Annotated in this window: 14 protein-coding genes; 13 read left to right on the forward strand and 1 reads right to left on the reverse strand. The window is 60.0% G+C overall.

Features of this window, described 5'->3' with window-relative positions:
* Positions 1-8: 8 nt before the first annotated feature.
* The 3 genes from GWK36_RS01950 (at position 9) to GWK36_RS01960 (ending at position 4,583) form a co-directional block, all read left to right on the forward strand.
* A complete protein-coding gene (locus GWK36_RS01950; RefSeq protein WP_166269617.1) occupies positions 9-425 on the forward strand; it encodes a secondary thiamine-phosphate synthase enzyme YjbQ in 417 nt (138 codons plus the stop codon).
* A gap of 57 nt (positions 426-482) precedes the next feature.
* A complete protein-coding gene (locus GWK36_RS01955) occupies positions 483-4,076 on the forward strand; it encodes a sulfite exporter TauE/SafE family protein (protein ID WP_246237620.1) in 3,594 nt (1,197 codons plus the stop codon).
* A 171-nt stretch (positions 4,077-4,247) separates the two neighbouring features.
* On the forward strand, positions 4,248-4,583 hold the full coding sequence (locus GWK36_RS01960) for a hypothetical protein (protein ID WP_166269619.1): 336 nt from the start codon (positions 4,248-4,250) through the stop codon (positions 4,581-4,583).
* Between the two features lie 5 nt (positions 4,584-4,588).
* On the opposite strand, the gene GWK36_RS01965 is transcribed toward GWK36_RS01960, so the two are convergent.
* A complete protein-coding gene (locus GWK36_RS01965) occupies positions 4,589-5,173 on the reverse strand; it encodes an Lcl C-terminal domain-containing protein (protein ID WP_246237621.1) in 585 nt (194 codons plus the stop codon).
* Between the two features lie 70 nt (positions 5,174-5,243).
* Here GWK36_RS01965 and fliW point away from each other — a divergent pair, with 70 nt between their 5' ends.
* From fliW to GWK36_RS02015, 10 genes are all read left to right on the forward strand, one after another.
* Entirely contained in the window at positions 5,244-5,666 is a 423-nt protein-coding gene (fliW, locus tag GWK36_RS01970; RefSeq protein ID WP_166269621.1) for a flagellar assembly protein FliW, read from the forward strand.
* A gap of 58 nt (positions 5,667-5,724) precedes the next feature.
* On the forward strand, positions 5,725-6,189 hold the full coding sequence (locus GWK36_RS01975) for a rhodanese-like domain-containing protein (RefSeq protein WP_166269623.1): 465 nt from the start codon (positions 5,725-5,727) through the stop codon (positions 6,187-6,189).
* Entirely contained in the window at positions 6,189-6,434 is a 246-nt protein-coding gene (locus tag GWK36_RS01980; protein ID WP_166269625.1) for a DUF2934 domain-containing protein, read from the forward strand. Before GWK36_RS01975 ends, GWK36_RS01980 begins: the two co-directional genes overlap by 1 nt.
* 6 nt (positions 6,435-6,440) lie before the next feature.
* Positions 6,441-7,235 carry a 16S rRNA (adenine(1518)-N(6)/adenine(1519)-N(6))-dimethyltransferase RsmA gene (gene rsmA, locus GWK36_RS01985; RefSeq protein ID WP_166269627.1) on the forward strand — a complete coding sequence of 265 codons (795 nt, stop codon included), beginning with the start codon at positions 6,441-6,443 and terminating at the stop codon, positions 7,233-7,235.
* A 79-nt stretch (positions 7,236-7,314) separates the two neighbouring features.
* Positions 7,315-8,454 carry a DUF5610 domain-containing protein gene (locus GWK36_RS01990; protein ID WP_166269629.1) on the forward strand — a complete coding sequence of 380 codons (1,140 nt, stop codon included), beginning with the start codon at positions 7,315-7,317 and terminating at the stop codon, positions 8,452-8,454.
* Positions 8,455-8,701: 247 nt separating this feature from the next.
* Entirely contained in the window at positions 8,702-9,070 is a 369-nt protein-coding gene (locus GWK36_RS01995; protein WP_166269631.1) for a response regulator, read from the forward strand.
* A gap of 44 nt (positions 9,071-9,114) precedes the next feature.
* Entirely contained in the window at positions 9,115-9,426 is a 312-nt protein-coding gene (locus GWK36_RS02000; protein WP_166269633.1) for an STAS domain-containing protein, read from the forward strand.
* Entirely contained in the window at positions 9,423-11,594 is a 2,172-nt protein-coding gene (locus tag GWK36_RS02005; RefSeq protein WP_166269635.1) for a chemotaxis protein CheA, read from the forward strand. Before GWK36_RS02000 ends, GWK36_RS02005 begins: the two co-directional genes overlap by 4 nt.
* Before the next feature lie 114 nt (positions 11,595-11,708).
* Positions 11,709-11,972, forward strand: a complete 264-nt coding sequence (locus GWK36_RS02010; protein WP_166269637.1) for a hypothetical protein — start codon at positions 11,709-11,711, stop codon at positions 11,970-11,972.
* Positions 11,927-13,645 (forward strand): methyl-accepting chemotaxis protein, encoded by a 1,719-nt coding sequence (locus GWK36_RS02015; RefSeq protein ID WP_246237622.1) that lies wholly within the window; start codon positions 11,927-11,929, stop codon positions 13,643-13,645. Before GWK36_RS02010 ends, GWK36_RS02015 begins: the two co-directional genes overlap by 46 nt.
* Positions 13,646-13,787 lie beyond the last annotated feature (142 nt).

Consider the following 13,787-nt stretch of genomic DNA (forward strand, 5'->3'; position numbering starts at 1 on the left):
GCGCAAGCATGCGCGAGTCCATTCATCTTGCCTCACACTGTCCACAGGAACTCATCGACATCACCGATCGCGTGCGGACCATTGTGACGCGCAGCGGCATCCGCGATGGCCTAGTCAATGTCTATGCCCAGGGGGCGACGGCAGCGATCATGATCCAAGAGAACTGGGATGATAGCGTCCAGTTGGATGTCATCGATCTCTTGAGCCGCCTGATCCCCAAGGGCGTCTGGCGCCATGATCGACAAGACGGCAACGGTGATGCCCATCTTAAGGCCGGTCTCATCGGCCCCTCCGAGACCATCCCCTTGATCGCGGGCGAGTTGGGGCTGTCGCGCTGGCAGAATATCTTTTTTTGCGAGTTCGACGGCCCCCGCTCGGACCGACGGGTCCTCGTCACCGTTTTGTCTGATTTGCCGCGCGGATAGGTCCAGCGTGATGGGGTGCTGTTGACTGCGTGCCGCCCAAGGTCTAGGAGCGCAGAGATGGCAAGCACCTCTAGCCCACCCCTCCCGCCAGGCGCTAGAGATCCGGCGCTGGTTCAAACGGCCAGCCCTGAATCTGTTGCGCGCCTGTTTCGTGCCCGAGTCTTCAAACCTGCCGAGGGCGTCTTTCTCTTTCATCCGCGCGCCATCGAACGAATCCTCGCCGATGAGCTCGATCCCCGGGGCGATGCCGGCGCAATCCCAAGCCTTGGCTATCATGTGATGTCGCGCGCGGCCTTTTTGTCCGCACTCGAGGAGGAAAACCCTGAGGCCCTGACCGTCATCGAGGTCTTGGATCTCCCTGATTCGGTGATCTTGTTGCCCTTGCCGGGGGAGCTGCCGACTGAAGAGACGGCCCTCATCCAGCTATGGCGAGATTATTGGGCGCGCCGCTTCGAGGGGGAGGTGGCACGTATCTGGCAGCAGGCGCGCGATCGCGACCCGGAGCCCAACGCTTTTGGTCCAACCAGTTTGCGCCGGCTGGTCGGCGAGACCGCCTGGTTCGAGCTTAAGGAGGTGCTGATCCAGGACGGCGTCATCCCCTCAGGGGTGGACGACCCCTGGGTTTGCCGGTCATTCGTTGCCTTGATGGTGCGCCTGCGTTATTTCACCCCAGGGACGCGCGGCTATTGGTTTCCGGCAATCCAGAACTGGTCGGCGCTCGATGACTGGGTGCGGGCAGGGGGGTTGGATTGGCCGCCGCCGAGCCTCGATGGACCCCTGCCCGAGGCGCTGCTTGCCGCCCGCCCCGATCCACTCTGCGGCCATCCGACCCGGCTTGTACACTTGCCGTCTGGTCTGCTCTGCGGTCGCTCAGATGTCGACCTGCGGCTTTACCGCGGTCGGGGGGGCGAGGCATCGAACTCAGCATTTCATACCCAACCTCCGCAGGATGCGTCCCAGATGGGACTGCCTGGGGCGCAGGATGTGCGTCCCCTCGCCGACCGAGTAGGCTGCATGAGATCGACCTTTCAGCTGAGCCGCTGGGCGAGTGCGCTCGAACAGGGGTTTGGACCACACTACGCCGAGGGCCTGGTGCGTTTCCTGGAGGCATTGTTCGTTGCCATCCTGGGTCTTGCGAGTCCGCTCCTTGGTCTGACGCGGTTGACGCGGAGGTTTCAGCCGGCGCTTGAGCTGCAATTGTTCGTCCTGGCCCTAAGGCGCGCCCAACGCGCTGAACAGGCAGGGCGCTATGGATCGGCGATCCATCAGCTCGCGCTCGCGCGTGAGTCATTGCTCGTGCTCGCCGATCCAAGCTCGCCCGAGGCCGAGCGGGTCCTGGCGCTGATTGCCCAACGTCAGCAGGGCGCGGAGTCGTCGCTGTCCCAGGCGCTGCTTGCCGCTTGGCCGCTCAATCCAGGGCGGGCGCGTGAGCTGAGGTCGTTGATCGCGCATCTGGGCGATACGCGGCAGGCGCACGGCACGGCGGTGCAATGGGTCCTGGATGACCTGGAGGAAGCGCTGAGAGAACGCTCGCAGGTCTATTATGAGATGCAGCCCCTGCGCTGGCTCCTTGGCCGCGGCCCCTTGCGCCGACCCTTGCCCCTTCAGGCCGATCTGCGGGCATTGCGTGCGCTCGAGTCCGCCCAAGCCCACCTTGAGTGGATCAACTGGCCGCCTACCGAGATCGAGCGCTTGATCCGCCCGCTTGCGGCACTCGCTGCAGTCATCCGCTCGCGTCTTGAACGAGGGCTCGTCCCGCGTCTGAGCGAAGCCCTGAACCAGGCGGGCTTCATCGCCCGCGATCACCGCGAGATGGTGGCCTTCAACAAGCTCTTGCGCGAGCTCTTGGATGTCATCGAACGCCGCCGGCATTTCAGGTTCACCGATGTGCGCGACCTGGTCGCTCGCAACCCTTTGCGCCTACCCGATGTCAGCCTCGCCGAGTGGCTCAAGGGCGATCGGCTGGATCGTTTCGATCGCCAGGCCGCACGTCTCTTACCAGGGCTCTATCGCCCCGGCGAGATCTATCTCAAGGGTCTGCAACGCCTCTCCGCCCCGTTGTTCGGGACGCCGCTGGGCCGGTTGCTCGTGCGCCATCTCCTCCTACCGGTAGGCGTTGCCTTTTTGCTCTTAAAGACCCTGGACATCCTCATCGGCATCCTGCCGATGCTGGAGGCAACCTTTCATCTCACCAGCCTGTGGTTGATCCTTGGGTTGGGCCTGTTGCTCAATGCCCTGGTCTATACCCGCTCCGGGCGCATCGGGGTCTATCTCCTGCTGCGCGTACTCTGGTGGACGCTGCGCTTGCTTCTCTTCGATGGCCTCAGGCGTTTCATGCGCTGGCCGCCAGTGCGCCTGCTCATCGAGACCGAGCTCGTACGCGGGCTCAATCGCAACCTGGTGCAGCCCTTCTTGAGCGGGGCACTGCTGGTCGTGCCAATACTGGCCCTTTTCAGTGTGATCCGCGGCGACCTGATCGAACCCAATGTTTCGCTCATCGCCCTGACCCTGCTTCTGGGTATCCTGGTGCGCAATACCCCGGGCGGGCGGCGTCTGCTCGATGATCTGATCAGCGGGCTGGGGCGGTTCATCCGCCGGCTCAACCAGACCCTGGTCATTGGCTTGATCCAGGAGCTGCTCGCCTTGTTCAAGGAGCTGACTCGGCGCTTCCAGCAGGGCCTGCATTGGATCGAGGAGCTCTTAAGCCACAGACAAGGCGAGTCCTGGCCGGAGCTCTTGGTCAAATCGGTGTTGGCACCGGTATGGCGGCTGTGCGAATGGCTGTTCCAGTTCTATCTCACCGTCTTGGTCGAGCCTCAGATCAACCCGATCAAGCACTTCCCGCTGGTGACCGTGGCGCATAAATTGATGCTGCCCTTTTTGCCCTGGATCACCCTGCTCATGGTTGAGGCTCTCGATCCCGTGTTACCGAAATGGATCAGCCTCCCCTTCGTCACCCTGACTATCCTGCTCTTGCCTGGATTGGCTGGGTTTCTGGTCTGGGAGCTCAAGGAGAACTGGCGCCTCTATGCCGCCAATCATCAACAGGCGACCCCAGGGTTTGCCGTCCGACCCGGGCTCTACGCCGTTCAATCCGATGGTTTGGTAAGGACAGCGCTTGAGCCCGCGATCGTCGGCACCCACGGCGAGACCCTGCGCGCCTTTTTGCGCCGTGGTTTTCACAGCGGGACCCAGCCCAAGGCCTTCGACCGTCTGCGACGCGCCTTGCGTCGCCAGGGCGAGGGATCCGAACAGTCCCCCCAGCGCCTGCGCGAGGCCCAGCGCCAGCTCTTCGAGGTCAACCGCCTTATCTCGGCCTTTTGCGACCGCGAGCTGGTCTATGCCCTGCGCCGCCGTGCCCAGGATCCCGAGTGCGCCCTCAAGGAGGTGCGCATGCGCCGACCGCGTCTGGCAACCGCCTCCTTTGCGGTTACCCTTGATCTGCGGCTTAAACCCTCCCATGAAGTGACGCGGTTGGAGCTTGCCTTGGATGTCGCCTGGCGTGCGCCAGATCTGCTCCTACACGCCCGCTTGCGGCGTGGCGGGAAGGGCTTGGATGCGCGCTCGCTGGCCAAGATCCAGGAGGATCTGCGGGCCTTCGGCGCGCGCGCCGGGGCAAGCGAGATCGCGATCGATCTAAGCGAGGATTGAGATTCTCCCTCTGAAGGGCGAGGCGTGTCGTGCATTGGGTCAAAGGACTTGGCGGTGACCCAGGCGGTTTGATGGAATGGCGCAATCCGCTGGAATGGATCTATGTTCCGGCCTTCAAGAGAGAAGGCATTTTGCCACTTGACTGACCACTCCCGAATCATTGCCTGAGCCATGCACTATCGTGTCTTTTATCTGTTTGAGCGTACTGGCGAGTCGCTCTCGTCCATGCGCGCCATCGAGATGAGCGCCAAGGCCATTTGCGAGCAGCTCGTCCCTCGGCTGCAGACCGAGGACGACTATCTGGGACTGATCGATGGGCGCGATACCACCCTCCAGATCCTTTATGACCCGGCCAATCGGCGATATTGGGTCGAGCTGCCGATCGATGCGGCTAAGGCGTCCTATGGGCGCTATATGGCCTTAGAGGAGCTTAAGACCTTTTTGCTCGCACTCCCCGAGCGCTTCGGTCAGGACTCGCTCCCTGGACTTGAATATCGTCCTTGGTGAGATATTCAGGGTCCTTGTATAGTCCCCCGCACAAGCCGGACGCGACCGTTCTGCGCGGTGCCGACCCGAAACGGCTGGCCGGTAAAAAAGCTCACCGCCCAGACTCGCCCGACCCCTCCCGTATCGACGGAGGATGACCAGAAAAGGACCCCGGGGGTATTGGGAAAGACCTGGGGATTGATCGCCGGCCCATCGTGACAGCGCTCGACGATGGTCATCAGCTCATCGCCGGTCGGCAGGCGCCAGCCATCCCCCGTCTGCTCGGCTTGTTTAACCGCCTCTTTCCAGGTATGTACAGTCGGGCGTCCGGCACAGGTCTTAGATGCGGCATCCCACTGCTGACCGAGGGCGCAGCGCTGCCACTCCAATCCTGTGCGCTCATGCCTGACCACCGCACCCCCTTCGAGCTGGGTGAACTCGGTCGATGGCGCGGTCTCTGCCAGCCCCTTGAAACAGGCATCGTTCGCCGGCGGGATCTCTTGCGAGCGGACCTCAGCCCCCGCCCAGAGCGCGATCATCCAGAGAACACAACGCCCGATATGGTTGAGCACTGCAATACCCGTTGAAACACGCTCATGGCGATTGGGCAAAATTCATATATCCTTAGGGTCTGATCGCATCGAGTCTCGATCCAGTGCCCAAACATCATAGGAGTCTCGCATGAATCAGCAAACAGCCGCGACCCCTGAGCTCGCCTCGCCCACCACTATTGTCTTTCCCGAAGGTATTCCCGGTTTCGAGCACCTGAAGACCTATCGTCTCACCTATTCGGATACCGAAGGGGGGCGTATATACCGGTTGCGTCCCGAAGATGACCCAGAGATCGAGTTCACCCTGGTCGATCCGCAGTTCTATGCGCTCAATTATGTCCTTGCGCTCGATGACACCGAACAATCATTGCTGCAAGCTGAACATCCCGAGGAGATCCTTGTATTGCTCATGCTGTGGAAGGATACCGAAGGCACGGCCGGCGGCTTGCATGCCAATATCGCCGGCCCCATCCTCATCAATGTCGCCAAAGGACTGGGGATGCAAAAGATCATCGGCAACCCGCGGATGGAGCTCAGCATCTCCAATGCTTGAGACAGCATCCCGAGGATGCCTGGATCTGAGGCCCAGAGAGCGAGAGGTTAAGAGCCCGTTGAAGACCTTTTTGGAGCTGATTCGCCATTGCCTCACCGAGGTCCGCGAGGTCATGCCCTGGGATCTTGCGGAGCGCATCCGCGAGAATCCGGAGCTCTTGATCATCGATGTGCGCGAACCCTATGAGTTCGAGGCGATGCACATCCCAGGATCGCTCAATGTCCCGCGCGGGATATTGGAATCGGCCTGCGAATGGGACTATGAAGAGACCATCCCCGAGCTCGTACAGGCGCGCGAGCGCGAGATCGTGGTCGTCTGCCGCTCGGGTTATCGGAGCATCCTGGCGGCGCACTCGCTCAATCTACTCGGTTATCAAAACGTCGCCTCGCTCAAGCTCGGGCTGCGCGGCTGGAAGGACGATGAGCAACCGCTAGTCGATGGAACGAACCAGCCCGTGGACCTGGATCTGGCGGATGACTATTTCACCCCCAAGCTGCGCCCCGACCAGCGCCGTCCTGCTTGATGTCAGACCCCTTCGCTCACCCAAGCCCTGAACAGCGCCATGAGATGATCGCGGTCGCGGCCTATTATCTGGCCGAGCGCCGCGGCTTTGCCCCTGGTCATGCCGAGGCCGATTGGCTCAGGGCCGAACAGGTGATCGATGCCCTGATCGCCAGCCGTTCGTTGCGCGCCGGTCAGGATCAGGTTGAACAGCGCCAGACCATCCGCAATGCCCTGATCCTGCGTCAGGCCGAGATCGGCGTTTGAGCCGTGATGGGGCACCGTGCGCGTAAGCGCTTTGGGCAAAATTTCCTCCATGACCCCCAGGTCATCCGTCGCCTACTCGCCGCGATCGCCGTCCAGCCAGGCGATCATGTCGTCGAGATCGGCCCGGGACAGGGGGCGTTGACCTGGGGTCTATTGGAGCAGGCGAAGCGGCTCGATGTCATCGAGCTCGATCGCGACCTGATCGCGCCGTTGCGTGAGCGCCTGGGGGTATCAGAAAGGCTTTTGATCCACCAAGGCGATGCACTCGAGTTTGATCTGCACGCCTTGACCTCGAGACCTGCCGAATTGCGCATCGTCGGTAATCTGCCCTATAACATCTCAACCCCATTGCTCTTTCATCTACTTGCTCAGCTTGCGCTCATTCGCGACCTGCACCTGATGTTGCAAAAAGAGGTCGTGGAGCGTATCGCCGCTTCCCCAGGCAGTAAGACATACGGGCGCCTGTCGATTATGGTCCAGACCCATTGCGCGGCGATCAACCTGTTTCGCATCGGCCCCGGCGCCTTTAAACCCGTCCCTAAGGTCGAGTCGGCCTTTTTGCGCCTGATCCCCTGGCGCCCGCTGCGCTATCCGCTCGCCGACCCCGGCCTGCACGCCCGCATCGTCGCTGCCGCCTTTGGCCAGCGGCGCAAGACCCTGCGCAATAGTCTAGAGGGGCTGGTCCCCGTGGAACTGATCGAACGGGCCGGACTCAATCCCCAGGCGCGTGCTGAGAGGATCGATGTCGAAGGCTATGCGCGCTTGGCCAATCTCGCCGCGGACGCAGTGACAGCTAGCTGAGCTGAATCAGCAGCACCCTCAAGCGATGGGTCAAGGCGCCGTTAAAGAAGGTATGCCCACTGGCATTGGAGCAAATCTGATGAATCCACTGACCCATCTTTCGCCCTCGGCAAGCAATCTGATCCTCAGATCCCAGCCGACTCCCAAGCCCCAAGAGCAGGAGCAGGGGCAGCAAGGATCTAGCGGCGCTTTAGGGCAGGTCCAGGAGCGGGCCCTAAGCTCCATTGGGCGCGCCCTCGGCATGGAGGTGGGGCAGCTCAAATCGCTCAAGGCGGAGGATTACATCCCCGAGCGGGTCGCCGAGCGTATCACGAGCTTTGTAGCACAAGGGCTTGAGAGCGCTAGGCTGCGCGGTAAATCCGAGGATGAGCTGCAATCCCTGTATGAAAGTGCATTCAAGGGGGCCAAGCAAGGCTTTCAAGAGGCGCGCGAGCTCCTCGACAGCCTGCAGGTGCTGACAGGTAACATCGCTAAACAGGTGGACGAGACCGAGCGGCTGACCTTCGAGGGGCTAGAGAGGCTGGCGCCGCGTCAGATGACCGAATCGTCTATAACCGGCGTAGCCGCGGCCCAGAGATTCGCGCAGACGGATGACTTTAGCCTGTCGCTCAAGACCCGTGAGGGCGATACCGTACAGCTCCGGTTTGGCCGAAGCCTGGAGGCCCAGGGGAATTTTGCCTTTTTGCGCGATGGTTTGGGCAATCAGGCTGCGCTCCTCGATGTCAGTCGCACTGAGCAGACCGGTTTTCAGTTCAGCGTTGAGGGCGACCTCAATGAGGATGAGCTCAAGGCGATCCAGACCCTTATCCAGGATATCTCGGGTCTGGCGCGCGACTTTTTCAATGGCGATGTGCAAAAGGCGTTCGAACAGGCGCAGGGGATTCGCTTTGATATCGGTCAGCTTGCAGCGATGAATCTGACGATGAGCCGTTCCGAGCGTTTCAGTGCCGCCCAGGTCTATGAGGGGGTGCAGCGGCTAGATCAACCCGCGCAAGGGGAGGGCCGCTTGCGGCTTGGGCATTTCATGCGCGAGCTGCGCGAGCTGGGTGGGCGTCCTGAGCTTGGGTTTGTCGAGCAACCCTTCCAGGCCATCAATCAGATCCTGCGGGGACTCGTAGAGCAAGACAGCGCCTTCAAGTCGGCCCGGCCCGAGCTGCAGGCCCAGTACCGCGAGCACCTCAGTCAGCTTTTGGAGTCGCTCAATGCTGTCATCGCCTGAAATGCTGCCCATAGGTCGGTCCCTATGGGTATTTTTTGGTTGTATCCGCTGTTGAGTCTCCCTCAACCAGGCTGGATAATTTCTATGACCGCGAGGTCACAGCCAAGAATGGCGCAGGACCTTGTTGGTAAATGCTCGATCCTTGTTCCGTTGGAACGAGATCGGGCAAATCAGGCTGTTTCTAAGATAGGTCGCGTAGAGGGCAGTTGTTGCTGCCAAAAGAATTGCTCAGAGGAGGGGTAAAGGCATGGCGAAAACGATCCTGGTGGTCGATGATTCAGCGTCCTTTCGCAGCGTGGTGGGGCTTGCGCTCAAGGGGGCGGGCTATGAGGTCATCGAGGCCTGCGATGGGCAAGATGCACTCACTAAGCTCGATGGGCGCAAGATCCATCTCATCATCAGCGATGTGAATATGCCCAACATGGATGGTATCACCCTGGTCGGTGAGATCCGCAAACTTCCCAATTACAAATACACCCCAATCATGATGCTGACCACCGAAAGCCAACCGGAAAAGAAGGAGGCCGCACGCGCCGCGGGTGCCAAGGCCTGGTTGGTCAAGCCATTCCAGCCGCCAGCTCTGTTGGATGCCGTTGCTAAGCTGATATTGCCCTGAAGCGATTTCGCTAAACATCTTGATGAGATGCGGGGGGAGGCGGGATGAGCGCTGCAGAAACAGAAGCGAGCGCAGACGATCGGCTGATCTTGGCCGGCGAGCTCAACATTTATAACGTTGCGGAGACCTATCAGCGGATGCAGGCGTATCTCGAACGGCATCCGCACTGCATCCTCGATCTTTCAGAAACGACCGAACTCGATGGCGCCGGTCTTCAGCTCTTGCTCTGGCTGCGCGATGCGGTACGCACGCGCGGCGGATCATTGCGTGTGGTAGGTGTCAGCCCGACGGTGTCTGAGCTCTTGGAGCTCGTGCAGCTTAGCCACTGCTTCGGTGAGACTGGAGGTGGCGCATGAGCCTGGATAGCGCGCGTCAGGCATTCGTCGCCGAGGTTTCGGAGCTCTTACAGTCCATGGAGGACGCCCTTTTGGCATTGGAGCAAGACCCAAAGGACCCCGAGTCGCTCAATGCCGTCTTTCGCGCCATGCACACCATCAAGGGGACGGCGGGTGTCTTCGGTTATGAGCCGATCGTCGCCTTTACCCATGCGGTCGAGGGGCTGATGGAACGGGTGCGTTCCGGTCAGATCGCCTTGACCCCCGAACTCATCGCTGCACTGCTTGAATGCCGTGATCATACCGACTGCCTGGTGGCGGCCTGTCTATCTGCGGATCTGCCCGAGTCCCCCCTCGATCCCCAGCTCATCCGAGCTGGTGAATCTTTGCTTGAACGGCTTGGCCAGGGAGGTGAAGGGTCGCAAACCGGGGCAGTATCCCCAGGGCCTGAGGCCAAACATCTTCCCGTTGGGCGCGATCTATGGATGATCAGCCTGCGCTTTACCTGCGATGCCTTCCGCCATGGTATAGATCCATTGTCGTTTCTGCGCTATCTCGCCTCGCTCGGTGAGTTGGTCCATGTCGCGGTGCGTATCGACCCCGGGGCCGGTTGTAGCCTTGAGTTTGACCCCGAAACCTGTTATCTGCAATTCGGGATCGGTTTTCGCGGCGATGTCGATAAACCCCTGTTGGCAAACGTCTTTGAGTTTGCCGATCAGGACTGCGAGATCCGCATCCTCGAACCCGACACTGCCCATGCCAAATATCTGGAGCTCTTAGATACCCTGCCGCCCGAGCAGGTCGGCTGTATCGGCGAGCTTTTGGTGCGTATCGGTGCGCTTACCCAGGCCGAGCTCGAGCGCGCCTTGACAATCCAAGAGGCGGAGGGTGGAGGAAGGAAGATCGGCGAGATCCTGGTCGAACAAGGATCGATTAAAGCCGCCGTCGTCGAACAGGCCGCGCAGGTGCAGGCCGCGGCCCGCAATCGGGTCCAGGAGGAGGCGCGCTTCATCCGCGTCGATGCCCAGCGCTTGGGCCATCTCATCGATCTGATCGGGGAGCTCGTTACCAGCAGCGCCGCGATCCGTGTGCTTGCCAAGCGCGCGGGTATTGAGGCCCTGGATGAGGTGGTCGACGGGGTCGATTATCTGGTCTCCGAGATCCGTGACCAGGCCCTGCAATTGCGCATGGTGCCGATCGGCGACACCTTTTCGCGTTTCAAGCGGGTGGTGCGGGATGCCGCCCAGGAGCTCGGCAAACAGATCGAGCTCGTCATCAACGGTGCCGAGACCGAGCTCGACAAGACCGTGGTCGAAAAGATGGTCGATCCGCTTACCCATCTCGTTCGCAATGCCATCGATCATGGTATCGAGCCACCCGAGGTCCGTCTAAGCAAAGGCAAACCGGCGCAAGGGACAATCGTGCTCAATGCCTATCATGACTCGGGTCATATTGTGATCGAGATCGCCGACGATGGGGCGGGGCTCGATGCCGCCAAGATCCGCGCCAAGGCGGAGGCCCTGGGATTGGTCCGGCCCGACGAGAGTCTGACCCGCGAAGAGGCCCTGCGCCTGATCTTTGCCCCCGGGCTCTCGACCAAGGAGCAGGCGACCAATCTCTCCGGGCGCGGGGTCGGGATGGATGTGGTCAAGCGCAATATCGAGGCCCTGCGCGGCACCATTGAACTCGAGAGCGAGCCTGGACAAGGGACACGCTTCACGATCTCTCTGCCCTTAACCCTCGCCATCATCGACGGCTTTATGGTCGGCGCTGGCGGAGGCCAATATGTCATCCCGCTGGCCCAGGTGGTGGAGTGCGTCGAGCTCGATCTAGATCAGGGCAGCGGTGAGCATGGGTATTACATCAATCTGCGCGGCGAGGTCCTGCCCTTCATCCGTTTAACCGAACTCTTTGGCGCCGAGCCGACCGCAGCGCACAGGCAGCGAGAGAGCCTAGTGGTCGTACGTTTCGGGCATCACAAGATCGGACTCGTGGTCGATGCCCTCCACGGCGAGCTCCAAGCGGTCATCAAACCCCTGGGGCGGATCTTTGAGCGTCTGACAGGGATTGCCGGCGCCACTATCCTCGGAACTGGCGAGGTCGCTTTGATCCTTGATGTCTCCGAACTGGCCGCGCTCAGTCAGGGCTTGCATCAGTATGCGGTCGATCCCGCCTCGATCCACGGATGAAGAGGTTTAGGATCATTGTCTGTGCAATGATCATTGTGCATCCCAAACCCCATTCTCCCGCGGAATCAGGGGCAGACAGGGGTCTCTAGTGGCTGATTGGAGACGAAAGCATCGATGAATATTAACGATCTTAGTGTACGAACGAAGATCTTGGCGGGCGCCATGTTGCTTGTCTTAATCACAGTTATCTTTGGTATCCTCGCCTATATCTATCTCAGCAAGGTGAGCAGTGCGCTCTTTAATATCACCGATAATACTTCTAAGTCGGTCGAATATGCAAATGGCGTCAAACGGATGGCGTTGCAGACCATCCTCGAAGAAAAAACTATCTGTTGCTTAAAAAGGACGAAGTCCATCAGCGTGCTGAAACCAATGTGAAGGAACTTTTTGCCTTTCTCGATAAATTCGATGAGATCGCGACCCGCTATAACAATCAAGAGTTATTGGAACTCTCCAAGATTGACCGTCGCGACACCGGTTTATATGCCGAGGAATATCGCAAGGGTGTGGCCACATTGAAGACAAACGCGGCATTTGAAGCGACCATGACCGAAAAGGGCCGCGCCGTCATTGAGGCCTTAAAAAAGTTTATGGAGATTCAAGAGAAGTCATACGCCGACGCGCTAGCGCAAGGTGCAGATGTCCGCCTCTTGGATGGCTATGTGCAGCGCTATATCCTGACGGTCGCTATCCGGATTAAGGCCAATCGCATCATTCGTTTCGAAAAGGAAGAAATCATCCGTCGAGATCGCACGGCCTGGAAACAGATGACCGTTGCCTTAACTGAGTTGAAGGAACTCTATAATAGACTTGAAAAGATCATCGTCAGCGATGCCGAGCGCAGGTTGATTGAGGATGCACGCAAGGCGACCCTGGAGTATGAACAGGCGGCCAAAAACTGGATTGACAAGGACGATGAGCTCAATGAAATCCTCAAGCGCATGGCTAATTATGGTGAGACGGTCATCGAATCAGCCAAGAAGGCAGAAATGGTAGGTCATCAGGAATTAGAAGCTGCGCGCCTGCTAGCGCAACAAAGCGTGCAGAATGCTATAGTGATTATAGTGGTCACTGTGATCATCGCTGTCATCCTCGGATCGATGATTGCCATTTTCCTAGCCTTGCTCATCACCAAACCGATCAGTAAGGGCGTTACTTTTGCGAACGCAATTGCAGAAGGAGATCTAAACCAGCAGCTCGATATCGAGCAAAAAGACGAGATCGGTCAATTGGCTAATGCCCTTAATGGCATGGTCCAACGTCTGCGTAAGATTGTGAGTGAGGTGCGTGCGGGGGCGGACAATCTGTCGTCGGCGTCGAGTCAGGTGAGTGCGACGGCGCAGACGTTGAGTCAGGGTGCGACAGAGCAGGCGGCGAGTGTGGAGGAGACGAGTTCGAGCGTCGAGGAGCTCAATGCCTCGGTGCAGCAGAATGCGGAGAATGCGCGGGTGACCAATAGTATTGCCCGGACCTCGGCGGAGGAGGCGCGGCGGGGTGGTGAGGCGGTGGCGCGCACGGTGGCGGCGATGAAGGAGATTGCCAACAAGATTGGATTGATTGAGGACATTGCCTATAAGACCAATCTCTTGGCCTTGAATGCGGCGATTGAGGCGGCGCGTGCTGGGGAGCATGGTAAGGGCTTTACTGTAGTGGCGGCGGAGGTGCGCAAGTTGGCGGAGAACAGTGGGCTGACGGCGCAAGAGATCAATCAGTTGGCGACCAACAGTGTGGCGATTGCCGAGGAGGCGGGGCGGTTGTTGGAGCAGATGGTGCCCAACATTATCAAGACCGCGGACCTGGTGGAGGAGATTACGGCGGCCTCGGCGGAGCAGGCGCAAGGGATTGCCCAGATCAGCGAGGCGATGAGCCAGTTGGACAAGGCGACGCAACAGAATGCCTCGGCGTCGGAGGAGTTGGCGGCGACGGCCGAGGAGCTCAATGCTCAAGCGAGTCAATTGCAGGAGACCATGAGCTTCTTTCGGCTCGGTGGGGGGCGGGCGCCAGCGGGCAGCCCTGCGCCCTGCCGCTGGCAGGCCAGGGCGAATGCGTGAGCTCGAGGCGGTGGCAGTCGAGCACCCTGAGTTTAACCCCAAGGACTTCGAACGTTTCTAGGTGACAGCAATGGGTGAATCGATGGCGATGACAGGCCAGCGGATGCCGCCCTCCTGTTCGGCAGGCTAGGGGAGCACCTAT

Source organism: Caldichromatium japonicum, from assembly GCF_011290485.1.
In the GTDB taxonomy this organism is placed as follows: domain Bacteria; phylum Pseudomonadota; class Gammaproteobacteria; order Chromatiales; family Chromatiaceae; genus Thermochromatium; species Thermochromatium japonicum.

Bases quoted from the DNA above. Each gene is read 5' to 3' on its own strand.
- GWK36_RS01950 (WP_166269617.1), top strand. From the start codon at position 9: ATGCGCGAGTCCATTCATCTTGCCTCACACTGTCCACAGGAACTCATC.
- GWK36_RS01955 (WP_246237620.1), top strand. From the start codon at position 483: ATGGCAAGCACCTCTAGCCCACCCCTCCCGCCAGGCGCTAGAGATCCG.
- GWK36_RS01960 (WP_166269619.1), top strand. From the start codon at position 4,248: ATGCACTATCGTGTCTTTTATCTGTTTGAGCGTACTGGCGAGTCGCTC.
- fliW (WP_166269621.1), top strand. From the start codon at position 5,244: ATGAATCAGCAAACAGCCGCGACCCCTGAGCTCGCCTCGCCCACCACT.
- GWK36_RS01980 (WP_166269625.1), top strand. From the start codon at position 6,189: ATGTCAGACCCCTTCGCTCACCCAAGCCCTGAACAGCGCCATGAGATG.
- rsmA (WP_166269627.1), top strand. From the start codon at position 6,441: ATGGGGCACCGTGCGCGTAAGCGCTTTGGGCAAAATTTCCTCCATGAC.
- GWK36_RS01990 (WP_166269629.1), top strand. From the start codon at position 7,315: ATGAATCCACTGACCCATCTTTCGCCCTCGGCAAGCAATCTGATCCTC.
- GWK36_RS01995 (WP_166269631.1), top strand. From the start codon at position 8,702: ATGGCGAAAACGATCCTGGTGGTCGATGATTCAGCGTCCTTTCGCAGC.
- GWK36_RS02000 (WP_166269633.1), top strand. From the start codon at position 9,115: ATGAGCGCTGCAGAAACAGAAGCGAGCGCAGACGATCGGCTGATCTTG.
- GWK36_RS02005 (WP_166269635.1), top strand. From the start codon at position 9,423: ATGAGCCTGGATAGCGCGCGTCAGGCATTCGTCGCCGAGGTTTCGGAG.
- GWK36_RS02010 (WP_166269637.1), top strand. From the start codon at position 11,709: ATGAATATTAACGATCTTAGTGTACGAACGAAGATCTTGGCGGGCGCC.